This window comes from Peptoniphilus gorbachii (assembly GCF_016908115.1).
Lineage (GTDB): Bacteria > Bacillota > Clostridia > Tissierellales > Peptoniphilaceae > Peptoniphilus_A > Peptoniphilus_A gorbachii.
The window spans coordinates 1-12,662 of record NZ_JAFBDH010000010.1 but is presented as its reverse complement, the minus strand read 5'-3'; the positions used below and the strand labels follow the sequence as shown (position 1 = coordinate 12,662).

The following is a 12,662-nucleotide window of genomic DNA, read 5'->3' as shown; positions in this document are numbered from 1 at the left end:
AAGTATATGAAAAAGGCAATCCGATATGCAGGCCGCTCACTTTTATCTGATGATGTCCCTATAGGATGTGTCATAGTAAAAAATAATAAAATAATTGGTTATGGCTACAATAAAAAAGAAGAGCTTCGCTCTCCTATCGCCCATGCAGAAATTATGGCTATAAAAATGGCATCAAAAAATTTGAATTCTTATCACTTGGAAGGCTGTGATATCTATGTTACTTTAGAGCCCTGCCTTATGTGTGTTGGGGCAATTTTAAATGCCCGCATAAAAAATTTATATTTCGGTGCAAGAAATAAAAGATTTGGTGCAGTTATTTCTCATCAAAAAATAGAAAAACTCATAACTAATCACAAGATAAGTTATGAGTCTGGTATCTTAGAGAGAGAATGTGCAAGCTTAATTAGTAATTTCTTTTCAGATCTTAGGAAGAGGTCTAAATAAAAATTCTGCATTTTCTTGCAAAAATTCTAATATAAATTTGTCATAATTATTTTTTGTAATAATGGCAATGCCTATTCCAAGTATTGCGCCAATTATTACATCGCTAGGGTAATGCACAAAGTGATAAATCCTAGAAATGGCAATAAGAGTTGCAATAAATAAGAAAAATATTCCCATTCCCTTAAAATAAAAATAAATTGTTAAGGCAGCGGCAAAGGATGAAGATGCGTGACCTGATGGAAAAGAGAAATCCGTTGGATTTTTAATAAGAAGTTCAACCTTTGAAATCCATGAAGGCCTTTTTCTCTTCAAAATATTTTTTAAAAGTAAATTGCATATTATTCCATTAAATATTAGTGCCAAGGCTATATTTATGCTTTCAACTCTAAATCCCAAGTAAAATAAAATAAAGGTGGTAAAAAGCCAAATAGCACCTCCAGTGCCAAGGTGTGTAATTGCAATCATATATCTATTTAAATTATCGTTCCTTATGCCAAGGAGCCAATTTAAAAATTTTTTATCCATTTGCACCTCTTATGAAAAAAGGCCTATCACTAGGCCATATTTTACATTCTGTTTTCGTTGTCAACCCATTCTTTTGCTTCTTCAACTTCTTGATCTGTTGGAATTTCAATTCCAGTTTCAGGATCTTTTCCTTCTGATTTTGCATATAAATCAGAATCTGGTCTATGTGCTGGGTTAATTTCCTTTTGTTGTTCCATATTTGCCTTCATTTCTTTCTTTTTTGAATCAGAAAGAGTTGATGAATTTTCAATTAAATCTTTTTCTTTTTTATTGTCTGTCATAATATCCCTCCATTAATAATAAAACATCCTTATTATTATAATATTACAAAAAAGATATGATTTCAATTCATTTGAGTAAAGTATTATAATAAATTTAGTAAAGTTTTAGACAAAATATTTTTGGGTAAATACATTGCGTTATATTAAAAATTTAGGAAGTGTTATATGTTAAAAATTATTTTCGATAATTTAGGCGAGTATAAAAAGTATGCTATTCTCTCGCCTTTTTTTGTTTTAATAGAAGTATTAATGAACGCAGCAATTCCCTTTTTCATGACAAAAATAATTGATGAGGGGATTCTTAAAAATTCAAGTGAAAATATAATCCACTATGGACTTATTTTATTTGTAGTTGCAGGAATATCCCTTGCCACAGGAATTATCTCAGGTTATATGGCAACAAAGGCATCCTCTGGTCTTGCAAAAAATATGCGCTACTCCATGTTTCAAAACATAACAAATTTTTCCTTTGAAAATATGGATAAGTTTAAGAGGGGAACTCTTATAACAAGAATGACTACTGATGTACAAATGGTACAAATGGCTTTTCAAATGACAATTAGAATTGCAATAAGGTCTCCTCTCACCCTAATTTTTTGCTTTATTATGTCTTTTAAGCTTTCAAGAGAACTTGCGCCAACCTTTGTAATTATAATCCCCCTAATTGCCCTTGGCATGGGCTATATAATTAAGGGCGCCTATCCAATTTTTGAAAGAGTTTTTAAAATTACAGACAAATTAAATACAGACGTGTCTGAAAATTTATCTGCCATAAGAGTTGTAAAATCCTTTGTAAAAGAAGACAAGGAAATAAAAAAATTCGACCATATTTCTGATGACTTAAAAAATAATTACATCAAGGCGTCAAAACTTCTTGCCCTTTCAAATCCACTAATGAACTTTTCCACTTATCTCATGACAATTTTAATTGCTTGGCTGGGAAGTCATTTTATTGTGGCAGGAAATATGTCTACAGGAGCTCTTACAGGACTTGTAACTTATGCCATTCAAATTCAAATTTCTCTAATGATGCTTTCAATAATACTTGTTCAAATTACAATTGCACGTAACTCCATTAGAAGAATTAATGATGTAATAGCAACTAAACCATCTATTGTAAGCCCAGAAAATTCTGTGAAAGATGTAAAAGATGGAGAAATTATTTTTGACCATGTTTACTTTTCTTATTCAGGCGACCTAGAAAAATCTGTTTTAAAAAATATAAATCTTAAAATAAATTCTGGCGATTATGTGGGCATAATTGGTCCAACAGGATCTGGTAAATCTACTCTAATAAGTTTAATAGCAAGACTTTTTGACACTAGTAGTGGCAATGTAATAGTTGCTGGAGAAAATGTTAAAAATTACGATTTAGTTTCTCTAAGAGATGAGGTTTCTGTTGTCCTACAAAAAAATCAACTTTTCACTGGAACTCTTCGCGAAAATTTAAAGTGGGCAAATGAAAATTTATCTGACGATGACTTAAAGGAAGCACTTTATATTGCCTCTTGCGATGACTTTATTGATGTGGAAAAAGATTTAGACATGATGGTACAAAGAGGCGGCACAAACTTTTCTGGTGGACAAAGGCAGAGAATTTCCCTTGCAAGATCTATTTTAAAGAATCCAAAAATTTTAATTATGGATGATTCAACTTCTGCCCTTGACAACAAGACTGAAGAAAAAATAATTGCTTCTCTAAATAATTTAAGACCTGACATGACAAAAATTTTGATATCACAAAAAATTAAGTCCCTAAAAAATACTGACTACACTCTCGTAATGGATCTTGGCGAAATTGAATCTATAGGAAAACACGCTGAGTTAATTGAAAAAAGTCCAATCTATAGAGAAATTAATGAAACTCAAGAAAGTGACGGTGATTTTGATGCAAAAGAATAGGACAAAAATTACATCAAAGGAAAATAAAGAAGCTGCAAAAAAATTGTTGTCCTTTATTTTTAAAAGACACAAGTATAAACTTCTTGCAGTTTCTGTTATGGTAATAATTTCATCTCTTGCCACAATTTCAGTTTCAATATTTATGAGATTTTTAATTGATGACTATATACTTCCTCTTTTAAAAATGGATACTCCAGACTTTTCAAATCTCCTAGCCATGTTAATTAAAATGGGAATATTTTTATCTATTGGTGTTATTTCATCCTTTAGCTATTCAAGGCTTATGGTTTACATCTCTGAAAATACCCTTGGCGATATGAGAAAGATTATGTTTAAAAAGATGCAGACTCTTCCAGTGTCTTACTTTGATAAAAAAAGTCACGGCGACATTATGTCCTACTACACAAATGATGTCAGGGCACTTGGCGACATGATTGCTCAGTCCTTTCCTTCCTTTGTGTCATCACTTATGACAATACTTATGGTTTTAATTGCCATGTTTTCACAATCAGCTACTCTTTCCCTTGTAATAATTTTTACAGTGGGACTTATGATTTTTGTCATGAATGTAATTGGGGGCAAGTCTTCTCATTATTTTTTGAGCCAACAAAATTCTCTTGCAAAAACTAATGGCTACATCGAAGAAATGATTGACGGGCTAAAAGTTGTAAAAGTTTTTAATCACGAAGATGTTGCAAAAGAGGACTTTAAAGTTATTAACGACGAACTTATGAATAACACAATGATTGCCAATAGGCTGGGCTTGTTTTTATTCCCCTTGATCTTTGGCATTGGAAATTTTCAATATATTTTATTTGCCCTCATTGGTGGACTAATGGCAGTTCATGGTGGCTTTGGCATAACAGTTGGTGTAGTTGCATCTTTCTTGCAATTATCAAGAACTATAACTGGTCCCATGGGACAAATTGGCGGCAATATAAATTCTGTGGTCCTTGCCCTTGCAGGTGCAAGAAGAATTTTTGAATTTTTGGAAGTTGAGCCAGAAGATTATTCAGGCGATGTTGAAAAAGTTCTTAAAAATATAGATGGCAAAGAAAAATATTTTTGGCATGACTTAAATACAGATGAATATAGAGAACTTTTAGGCGACATAAGATTTAAGGATGTAGACTTTTCCTATGATGGCAAAAATAAAGTTTTGAAAAATTTAAATCTCTACGCCAAGCCAGGGCAAAAAGTTGCCTTTGTTGGTGCAACTGGTGCAGGAAAAACTACAATTACAAATTTAATTAACAGATTTTATGACATTGACAATGGCGAAATTACCTTCGACGGCATTGACATAAAAAGAATAAAAAAGAAGGACCTAAGATCATCACTTGGCATGGTTCTTCAAGACACCCACCTCTTCACAGGAACAATTGCAGAAAATATAAATTACTCTGTAGATGACCTTGACATGGATAAAACTATTGAAGTGGCTAAGAGGACTAACGCTCACGACTTCATAAAGAACCTAGAAGATGGCTACGACACTCTCATCACTGGAGCTGGAGGCGAACTTTCTGAAGGACAAATGCAGCTTTTATCCATTGCAAGAGCAGAAATATTTAATCCGCCAGTTATGATCCTAGACGAGGCGACATCATCCATCGACTCTCGTACAGAAAAAATTGTTCAAGAGGGCATGGACCAAATCATGAAGGGAAGAACTACTTTTGTAATCGCCCACAGGCTCTCCACAATTATGAACTCTGATGTAATAATAGTTCTTCAAAATGGAGAAATTGTAGAAAGAGGCGACCACAAAGACTTGCTAGAACAGAGAGGAATTTATTACAAGCTCTACACAGGTGGCTTCGACGAATAAAATTTTATAAAAGAAAAAGGTGTTGGATTTTTTCCAACACCTTTTTTAGAAATCTCTATTTTTATAAAATTTTTCTGAAAGCTTTATTGAAATAGAAATTATTACAAAAATTATAAATAGGATAATTAAAATGCTCATTAGCTTATTATTAGTCATTAAATTAAGTAGGTTTTTTAAAGAATTCCTGAAGGTCATACTAAAGAAGGAAAAGAGGGCAATTACCACAAAACTAATAGCTGAAAGTGTCTTTGCCTTTTTGTATCCATACTTAAAATAAAGGGGATACTGCATAGAAATCAAAAAAACAAAAACTATAAAGAAAGACCCAATAATTGGAAGGACAATTTTTATATCGAATTTCACAAAAAATGATGCCACAAGGGAAAATATTAGTCCTATAATTATAGATACGATAAATAAAATTAAGGCAAAGGCATATCTTCCTTTCACAACTTTATCTCCCTTTATGCCAAAAATTTTGTAAAGTGAATCTATACCAGCTTCATCTCCTACAAGGAAGGGATAAGAGGAATAAATCATGGCAAATAATAGGGGCATTGAGATTGCTATTAGTGGATTTTTCGTCATAAAAAAGTAAACTAAATAGAGTATAACCATTATTAAAAGATTTTTTATTGTGAAATAGGGCTTAATTGAAATATAATCTAATTCCATAATTTTTTTAATATCTTTCATTTTTTCCTCCCATATAAAACTAAAATTTTATTTATATCTGGTTTTTCAACAATTAATTCATCTGGAATTTTTTCTCTATCTATATTTTTTACAAGGACTTCAAAGGAAGTGTCTGAAGATTTTATGCCAAGAAGATCAAAATCTTTTAAAAGTTCTCTATCTTCTTCCCCTCCCTTTAAAAGCAAATATTTTTCCAAAAAATCTTCTTTACTAGAGTTTTCGACAATCTTTCCTTGGTCGATAAAAATTATATAATCGGCAATCCTATCCAAGTCTTCAGTGATATGTGTGGAAAAAAGCACTGTGTTATTTTCATCTTCCACAAATTCCTTTAACATATCTGTAAGCTCATCTCTCATACTTGGGTCAAGTCCACTTGTTGGCTCATCTAAAATTAAAAGATTTGCCTTGTGAGAAAGCGCAATTGAAAACATTAATTTTATTTTCATTCCACGAGAAAGCTCTTTAACTTTTTTATTTTTTTCAATGCCAAAATTTTTGATATATGAAAAAAATTTATCTTCCTGCCAATTTTCATAGCCACACTTCATTGCCTCATTGACCATGGAAATTTTCCAGTCCTTTGACAAAAAGGAATCGTCCATAATTATCCCCACATCTTGAAGATAATTTAAGTCCTTTGCATCTTGGCCGTCGATAAAAATTTCTCCATCATAATTTATTAAGGACAAGAGTGATTTTATTGTTGTTGTCTTTCCCATTCCATTTTTCCCAATAAATCCAGTGATAAATCCCTTTTTTATATCAAAGGAATTTTCCCCAAGAACAAAATTGTCATAAGTTTTTTTCAAATTTCTAACTTCAATTTTATTCGTCATAGTCCAAGCCCTCCTTGTATAAAATTTCAAATAATTCTAAAATTGTCTTTTTGTCTAAATTTAACTGTATAGACAAATTTATTGCCTCTTGCAAATGCTCTTCTAATTTCTTTTGTAGTTCTTCTCTTTTTACTTCAGAGTCTTTAGCTGCGACAAAGGTGCCAAGTCCCTGTCTAGATTCAACAAAGCCCTCTTCTTCCAATTCATCGTAAGCTTTTTTTACTGTCAAAATGCTTACCTTTAAGTCTTTGGAAAGAGTCCTCACAGAAGGAAGCTGTTCTCCTTCTTCAACCTTGTTTTTTAAAATATTTTCTTTAATTGCATTTTTTATCTGTTCATAAAGAGGAATAGCAGAACCATTTATTAAAATAATTTTCATTATGCCTCCTTGTTATATAACACTATATAACACTCTATAACACTTGTCAATTTATTTCCTGTAAAAAATTATTTACAAGTTACCTATTAATTTTTGGTATAATTATTTAAAAGGAGCTATTTTATAAAAAATAATAGTGATTTAACTTCTAAAAAAATTAATATTGCTTTTATAATTTTTGCCATTTTAATAATATTTTTTACTACTTTTTATAATGTAAAGATAAGAAAGCCTGATGCCTATGTAACTATGGACCCTCTTACAATTCAGTTTCACTTCACTGGCTACGATGGATCTGGCAAAGCTGAGATAAAAATTTTAGAATATCCTAAAATTGTAAGTATAAAAAATGAAGAGGATAGAGAAAATATAGAAAAAATCCTTCACAATCCAAGTATTGAGTGGAGCAAAAATGAAAATTTGAGAAATGGAGAAGAAATTTTTTATTATATTAGATATCCAGATACAGGAAAATATAATATAGAGTTTGATAGAGTTTATGGAAGTACTGGGACAAGGGTTCAAGACTTGATTCCCAGAAACTAATTTTAAATTTTGGAGAAAATTTTGAAAAAGAAAAAGAAAATTATGATTTTAATTGTTTTATTACTTATTTTTATTCCAATTATATACAGCTTAAATACAAAAAATCCTCCTGGCACCAATGTATCCAGCGATTTTAAGGATGCTGACTGCAAGTTTTTATATGACCTAACTTATCTTAAAGGTGGCAAGAGAATTCATGAGCAGGAAATTTTTAAGCGCGAGATGGAAAATATAAAAAATGCCGAAAAATTTCTAATGATTGATTTTTTCCTCTACAATGATGACTATGACAAGTCCATGGACTTTCCAAATCAAGTGGAAGAAATGACAGACCTTTTAGTGGCAAAGAAAAAAGAAAATCCTGACATGCCAATTTTATTTGTAACAGACCCCATAAATAATTTTTATGGAGCCTATGAAGAAAATAATTTAAAGAAGCTTCGAGAAAATGGAATTGACCTCGTCGTCACTGACTTAAACAAGATGCGTGACTCCAACCCTCTTTTATCTGGCGGCTATAGGGCTTATGTAAAGTGGTTTGGCACATCTGGTAGTGGCTGGATAAGAAACTTTTTTGACAAGGACGGAGAAAAAGTAAATGTGAGGTCAATTTTAAAGCTGGTAAATTTTAAGGGCAACCACAGAAAAGTTGTCATTTCAGAAAAGGAAGCCATAGTTGCCTCTGCAAATCCCCACGACCCTTCTGCTTATCACTCTAATGTCGCTCTTGTCTTTCGCGGCAAGGCCATGGAAGATTTGATTAAGTCTGAATCTATATTTTTTGATAAATTACCTGACGCAATAGAAAATTTTAAGGCAGAAGATGTGGCTTCTCCTTACAAGCTAAAAGTTATTAGTGAGGGAAAAATCTTTGATGAAATTTATAAAAATATAAGGGAGACAAAAAAGGGCGACGAAATAAATCTTGGAATGTTTTACCTTTCAGAGTTTAGGATTTTAAAAGCCCTTGGCGAAGCAGCAGAACGCGGCGTAGATGTAAAAATTATAGCTGATTTAAACAAAGATGCCTTTGGTCTTGAAAAAAATGGGTCGCCAAATAGACCTGCCCTCTGTGAATTAAAAGAGGACTATAAAGATATAAATATTCGCTGGTATCAAACTTCTGGCGAGCAGTTCCACACGAAATTTATTTACTTTAAATTCAAGGACAAAAATCCCCTTGCAATACTTGGTTCTGCCAACTACACAAGGAGAAATTTAGACAATTATAATTTGGAGACAAATCTGGCTCTTGAAATGGAAAAATCTTCTGATATGCCAAGAGAAATGGAAGCATATTTTAAGAGGCTTTGGAATAACGAAGGCGGAGACTACACTCTTCCTCTTGAAGATCACTATGAAAAGAGATTTTTCATGAGAATCCTCTGGAAAATCCAAGAAAAGACAGGTCTCTGCACTTGGTAAAATTTTAAGCACAAAAAATCACGGTAAAAATATTTCTACCGTGATTTTTTTATTTGTCCACTATATATTTTATCTCCGAAATTAAATCATCATCAGATAAGAGGCAAGCCCCATCATATTTTCCAAGCCTGCCATATAAGGAATAGTGAAATTTTTTTGTGTTCCTATCTCTTTTTGAGTCGTACATAAAAATTGTGTCTTCCTTATTTTTATCCCTTAGTTTAATAATTAAACTTTCATAATCTGGGATGGAAGCATAGCCATGGCCTGGATCGGTAGCCTGGCACTTTTCTAAGAGATTTATTATTTCTTTTAACTTTTCTTCATTATCCTTAGAAGAAAAAATCTCTCTTGTAGTCATTTTTTCTTCGTCCTCAATAACTTCCACGCTCAAAGACTCAAATTTATAAACTTCTCCAGTGGAGAATTTTATCACGTGACTTCGTTCCTTCTTACAAGCTGTTAGAAAAATTAAGACCAATAACAAATAAAATATTTTTTTTAATTTCATAAAAACCTACTTTGACAACTTATTTATTATAGTGTTGATCTCTTCGATTTTCTCGTCAATTTCTTCCTGGCTCTTAGAGTAAGAATCTTTTACGCAGCCCCTAAGGTGGGCTGTCAGGACATCCTTATTTATATTTTTTAGGATGGAAATTGATGCCATAAGCTGGTTAGAAATGTCTAGGCAATACCTGTCCTCTTCTACCATTTTTATAAGGCCATCAATTTGTCCCCTGACAGTTTTTAATTTCCTCAGCTGCACATCTTTTTCTGCTCTCATTTTTCTATTTTTGCAGAGTAGCCTGCGCCTTCTACTGCCTTTACAAGGGCATCATCAGAAACTTCTTTGTCCATTTTTACTTCTGCTCTTTTTTCTTCAAGCTTTACATCAGCTTCTCTTACGCCTTCCACTTTTTCAAGTGCTTCTTTTACATGAGCTACACAGTGCATGCAAGACATTCCTTCAACTTTTAAAATTTTTTCCATACTATCTTCTCCTTTATTTTTTATAATTTTATAACCTGCTTCTTCCACTGCTTTTTTTATTTCCTCTGCAGCGATTCCACTATCAACAAATTTTACTGTACCATCTTCGTGCTTAGCAAGGACATTTTTTGCCTTTCCAGTTTTTTCCAGGGCTTCACTTACTCTTATTTCGCAGTGCTCACACATCATGCCTTCTACCTTTATTTTAGTTATTTTTTCATTTTTTTCTATAGGATTTTCTTCTTTTACAATTTCTTTTTCATTTGAAAACTTTGCTTCTTCCAAGGATCTCTTCACTCCTCTTGGTTTAAACCTTCTTAGCCTTAGGGCATTGTTTACAACAAAGACTGAGGACAAACTCATGGCAAAGGCTGCAAACATTGGGGAAAGTTTTATCCCAAAGGCTGGGAATAAAAGACCTGCAGCAAGAGGAATTCCAATTGTGTTGTAGAAAAAGGCCCAGAATAAATTCTCTTTGATGTTTTTTATTGTCGCCTTGGAAAGTTCAAGAGCTGAAACAACATCTAAGAGGTCTGACCTCATTAGGACTACGTCTGATGACTCAATTGCCACGTCTGTTCCATGACCTATTGCCATGCCTATGTCGGCCTTGGCAAGAGATGGGGCGTCGTTGATCCCGTCACCAATCATTAGGACCTTTTTGCCAGATTTTTGGATCTTGTCGATTTCCTTGTTCTTATCTTGTGGAAGAAGTCCTGCAAGAGTCTGGTCAACTCCAATTTCATCAGCAATTGCTTCTGCAGTTTTTTCATTGTCTCCAGTTAGCATAATAATTTTTTTGCCCATTCCTCTTAGGAGTTTAATTGCATCCTTTGATGACTTCTTAGGAAGGTCCTTTACAGAAATTATACCAAGGACTTCACTTTCATTGGCAAAGTACATGGAAGTTTTGCCCTCTCCTGCTAGTTCTTCTGCCTTTTTCTTAAAGTCCTTTAGGTCAATATTTTCTTCAAGCATATATTCAATGTTTCCTGCAAGATACTTATTTCCTGCAATCTCTCCATTTAGGCCCCTGCCACTAACTGAATTGAAGTTGGTGATTTCTTCTAAGTCTATATCATTTTCTTGTGCGTAATTTATAATTGCTGAAGCAAGTGGGTGTTGGGAATTTTTTTCTATAGACCCAGCAATTTTTAAGAATTCATCTTGGTCTAGGTCTGTCACAATATCTGTTAGAATTGGCTTTCCTTCAGTTATTGTCCCAGTCTTATCCATGACAATTACGTCAATCTTGTGGAGATTTTCTAGGACTTCTGCATTCTTAAATAGGAGTCCAAAATCTGCAGACTTACCTGTTGCCACCATTATTGAAACTGGTGTTGCAAGGCCCAAGGCACAAGGACAAGAAATAACTAGGACTGAAATTGCAAAGTTAAGGGCATTTTCAAATCCATAGCCAAGAGCCATCCAAACTCCAAAGGTCAAGGTAGCTATAATTAAGACTGCTGGCACAAAGACCCCGGCAATTTCATCTGCAAGCTTGGCTATAGGAGCCTTGGACTGGTTGGCCTCGTCAACTAATTTTATAATTTGAGAAATAGTTGTGTCTTCGCCAACCTTCTCTGCCTGAAACTTAAAAGATCCAGTTGTGTTAATTGAAGCAGAGATTACCCTGTCGCCTACAGATTTTTGAACTGGTATTGACTCCCCAGTCACTGCAGATTCATCAAGGGACGATGCACCTTCAATGACCTTTCCGTCAACTGCCACAGATTCGCCAGGCCTTACAAGCAAGATATCTCCAACTCTTACATCTTCAATATTCTTCACAACTTCTTCGCCATCTTCTATTACTGTTGCCATCTTTGGGGCAAGGTCCATTAAATTTGCAAGAGATGATCTTGTCTTGTTCTTGGATTTTTCTTCCAAATATTTTCCAACAGTTATAAGAGTTAAAATCATGGCTGAAGACTCAAAGTACAGGTTGTGCCTGTAGGCATCTACAAGTTCCATGTCTCCTTGGCCAAAGCCATAGGCCATCATGTAAATGGCAAAGATTCCATAGACAAGGGCTGCAAGAGAACCAATGGCAACAAGACTGTCCATGTTAGGGGCCCTATTCTTTAGTCCCCTAAATCCAGAGATGTAAAAATCCCTGTTTATATAAACTACAGGAAGAGCCAATAGAAATTGTGAAAAGGCAAAGATTATCGCCCCTTCTCTTCTATGAAAGATGCCTGGAGTTGGCAGGTGAATCATTGGCCCCATAGCAATATACATGAGGATTATCATAAATATACTTGAAGAGATAAGCCTGTGCTTTAGGGCATTTTCCCTATCGTCCACTGGTTTATCTTCTTCTTTTACTTTCTCACCAGCTGGGCTTGCTCCATAGCCAATTTTTTCCACAGCTCCTATAATTTCTTCATCATTTGTTTTATTTTCATCGTAATATACTTTCATTGAGTTGGTCATGAGGTTGACGTTGGCGTCTGTCACACCATCAAGCTTTTCAACAGCTTTTGTGACATTGGCGACACAAGACGAACAAGTCATGCCACTGACATCAAATTTCTTTTCCATATTACCTCCTATACCCCCCTAGGGGTGTTTCTCATTATTATAATAACACCATAAGAAATTTATTACAAGTTTTTGATAGGACTTCTTAAAATTTTTAAAAATCACATAATTCTTATAAATTTTATGCGTATGAATAATTTTTTATGAGAAAAAGTTTTTTACAAATCATAACCACCCGTAAAACGGGTGGTTTGATCACGGGCTATAAGCCCGAGTGATACCAACCAGCGTCTCAAGGCGCTGGTTTTCACTTTGTT

13 protein-coding genes are annotated in these 12,662 nt (G+C 33.7%); 5 read left to right on the top strand and 8 right to left on the bottom strand.

Translation table 11 applies throughout. The features are described 5' to 3' along the window. The first annotated feature begins 6 nt into the window (after positions 1-6). Positions 7-444 (top strand): nucleoside deaminase, encoded by a 438-nt coding sequence (locus JOD41_RS08070; protein WP_205052385.1) that lies wholly within the window; start codon positions 7-9, stop codon positions 442-444. Here the strand turns inward: JOD41_RS08070 and JOD41_RS08065 are convergent. Both JOD41_RS08065 and JOD41_RS08060 read right to left on the bottom strand, forming a co-directional pair. Then, positions 418-969: a phosphatase PAP2 family protein gene (locus tag JOD41_RS08065; RefSeq protein ID WP_205052384.1), complete on the bottom strand. Its 552-nt coding sequence runs from the start codon at positions 967-969 to the stop codon at positions 418-420. The genes JOD41_RS08070 and JOD41_RS08065 overlap by 27 nt on opposite strands. A gap of 41 nt (positions 970-1,010) precedes the next feature. After that, entirely contained in the window at positions 1,011-1,250 is a 240-nt protein-coding gene (locus tag JOD41_RS08060) for a CDIF630_02480 family spore surface protein (protein WP_205052383.1), read from the bottom strand. A gap of 165 nt (positions 1,251-1,415) precedes the next feature. Between JOD41_RS08060 and JOD41_RS08055 the strand changes: the two genes are divergently transcribed. Further along, complete coding sequence (locus JOD41_RS08055; RefSeq protein ID WP_205052382.1) at positions 1,416-3,152, top strand: ABC transporter ATP-binding protein; 1,737 nt, start codon at positions 1,416-1,418, stop codon at positions 3,150-3,152. Beyond that, positions 3,139-4,983 carry an ABC transporter ATP-binding protein gene (locus JOD41_RS08050; RefSeq protein ID WP_205052411.1) on the top strand — a complete coding sequence of 615 codons (1,845 nt, stop codon included), beginning with the start codon at positions 3,139-3,141 and terminating at the stop codon, positions 4,981-4,983. Before JOD41_RS08055 ends, JOD41_RS08050 begins: the two co-directional genes overlap by 14 nt. A 45-nt stretch (positions 4,984-5,028) precedes the next feature. Here the strand turns inward: JOD41_RS08050 and JOD41_RS08045 are convergent, their stop codons facing one another. The 3 genes from JOD41_RS08045 to JOD41_RS08035 are packed head-to-tail and all read right to left on the bottom strand — an operon-like array spanning position 5,029 to position 6,897. Next, positions 5,029-5,679 carry an ABC-2 transporter permease gene (locus JOD41_RS08045; RefSeq protein ID WP_205052381.1) on the bottom strand — a complete coding sequence of 217 codons (651 nt, stop codon included), beginning with the start codon at positions 5,677-5,679 and terminating at the stop codon, positions 5,029-5,031. Beyond that, entirely contained in the window at positions 5,676-6,518 is an 843-nt protein-coding gene (locus tag JOD41_RS08040; protein ID WP_205052380.1) for an ABC transporter ATP-binding protein, read from the bottom strand. Before JOD41_RS08040 ends, JOD41_RS08045 begins: the two co-directional genes overlap by 4 nt. Then, positions 6,508-6,897, bottom strand: a complete 390-nt coding sequence (locus JOD41_RS08035) for a GntR family transcriptional regulator (RefSeq protein ID WP_205052379.1) — start codon at positions 6,895-6,897, stop codon at positions 6,508-6,510. Before JOD41_RS08035 ends, JOD41_RS08040 begins: the two co-directional genes overlap by 11 nt. Before the next feature lie 249 nt (positions 6,898-7,146). On the opposite strand from JOD41_RS08035, the gene JOD41_RS08030 reads away from it, so the two are divergent. Together JOD41_RS08030 and JOD41_RS08025 are read left to right on the top strand one after the other, a co-directional pair. After that, positions 7,147-7,443, top strand: coding sequence for a hypothetical protein (locus JOD41_RS08030; RefSeq protein WP_205052378.1), 297 nt, complete (start codon positions 7,147-7,149; stop codon positions 7,441-7,443). A 21-nt stretch (positions 7,444-7,464) separates the two neighbouring features. Further along, a complete protein-coding gene (locus JOD41_RS08025; RefSeq protein ID WP_239541164.1) occupies positions 7,465-8,868 on the top strand; it encodes a phospholipase D-like domain-containing protein in 1,404 nt (467 codons plus the stop codon). Positions 8,869-8,917: 49 nt separating this feature from the next. On the opposite strand, the gene JOD41_RS08020 is transcribed toward JOD41_RS08025, so the two are convergent. Genes JOD41_RS08020 through JOD41_RS08010 form a run of 3 tightly spaced genes read right to left on the bottom strand, consistent with a single transcriptional unit; the run spans position 8,918 to position 12,405 of the window. Further along, positions 8,918-9,379 carry a hypothetical protein gene (locus JOD41_RS08020; RefSeq protein WP_205052376.1) on the bottom strand — a complete coding sequence of 154 codons (462 nt, stop codon included), beginning with the start codon at positions 9,377-9,379 and terminating at the stop codon, positions 8,918-8,920. 6 nt (positions 9,380-9,385) lie between these two features. Further along, on the bottom strand, positions 9,386-9,655 hold the full coding sequence (locus JOD41_RS08015; RefSeq protein ID WP_156701629.1) for a metal-sensing transcriptional repressor: 270 nt from the start codon (positions 9,653-9,655) through the stop codon (positions 9,386-9,388). Continuing rightward, complete coding sequence (locus JOD41_RS08010; RefSeq protein WP_205052375.1) at positions 9,652-12,405, bottom strand: heavy metal translocating P-type ATPase; 2,754 nt, start codon at positions 12,403-12,405, stop codon at positions 9,652-9,654. The genes JOD41_RS08015 and JOD41_RS08010 overlap by 4 nt, the downstream gene beginning before the upstream one ends. Positions 12,406-12,662 lie beyond the last annotated feature (257 nt).

Coding starts and splice junctions, on each gene's coding strand:
- JOD41_RS08050 (WP_205052411.1), top strand. CDS start 3,139: ATGCAAAAGAATAGGACAAAAATTACATCAAAGGAAAATAAAGAAGCT.
- JOD41_RS08040 (WP_205052380.1), bottom strand. CDS start 6,518: ATGACGAATAAAATTGAAGTTAGAAATTTGAAAAAAACTTATGACAAT.
- JOD41_RS08035 (WP_205052379.1), bottom strand. CDS start 6,897: ATGAAAATTATTTTAATAAATGGTTCTGCTATTCCTCTTTATGAACAG.
- JOD41_RS08055 (WP_205052382.1), top strand. CDS start 1,416: ATGTTAAAAATTATTTTCGATAATTTAGGCGAGTATAAAAAGTATGCT.
- JOD41_RS08015 (WP_156701629.1), bottom strand. CDS start 9,655: ATGAGAGCAGAAAAAGATGTGCAGCTGAGGAAATTAAAAACTGTCAGG.
- JOD41_RS08060 (WP_205052383.1), bottom strand. CDS start 1,250: ATGACAGACAATAAAAAAGAAAAAGATTTAATTGAAAATTCATCAACT.
- JOD41_RS08070 (WP_205052385.1), top strand. CDS start 7: ATGAAAAAGGCAATCCGATATGCAGGCCGCTCACTTTTATCTGATGAT.
- JOD41_RS08045 (WP_205052381.1), bottom strand. CDS start 5,679: ATGAAAGATATTAAAAAAATTATGGAATTAGATTATATTTCAATTAAG.
- JOD41_RS08065 (WP_205052384.1), bottom strand. CDS start 969: ATGGATAAAAAATTTTTAAATTGGCTCCTTGGCATAAGGAACGATAAT.
- JOD41_RS08030 (WP_205052378.1), top strand. CDS start 7,147: ATGGACCCTCTTACAATTCAGTTTCACTTCACTGGCTACGATGGATCT.
- JOD41_RS08020 (WP_205052376.1), bottom strand. CDS start 9,379: ATGAAATTAAAAAAAATATTTTATTTGTTATTGGTCTTAATTTTTCTA.
- JOD41_RS08010 (WP_205052375.1), bottom strand. CDS start 12,405: ATGGAAAAGAAATTTGATGTCAGTGGCATGACTTGTTCGTCTTGTGTC.